Annotated in this window: 1 pseudogene; it reads right to left on the bottom strand. The window is 41.0% G+C overall.

What is annotated here, in order from left to right:
- A pseudogene (locus KVT27_RS24135) lies at positions 1 to 310 on the bottom strand (ATP-dependent Clp protease proteolytic subunit); the annotation flags it as partial.

Here is a 310-nt window from a genome sequence, read left to right as displayed (position 1 = left end):
TGATAATATTTGATTCAGAGGAACTCTCATAAGCAAAATTGGTTTTGCACTACTTTCAAAATCAGTCGCTTGCCCTCATGCTCCGCGAAGAGGTTGATGAATCATCACTACCGCATTCGGCAAAGCAAAACGTTTCCCCTTTTCTCCTCCAGCGAGTAAAAATGCTCCCATAGAAGCTGCCATTCCAACGCATAATGTACTAACATCAGCTTTTATAAGTTGCATCGTATCAAATATCGCCATCCCAGCTGTAATAGATCCCCCAGGAGAATTTATATAAATGCTAATATCTTTCTCCGGATCATCTGCA

The organism is Lysinibacillus sp. GbtcB16, from assembly GCF_019091145.1.
GTDB lineage: Bacteria > Bacillota > Bacilli > Bacillales_A > Planococcaceae > Lysinibacillus > Lysinibacillus fusiformis.
The sequence above is the reverse complement of the archived record's forward strand: the minus strand, read 5'-3'. Positions and strand labels throughout refer to the sequence as shown.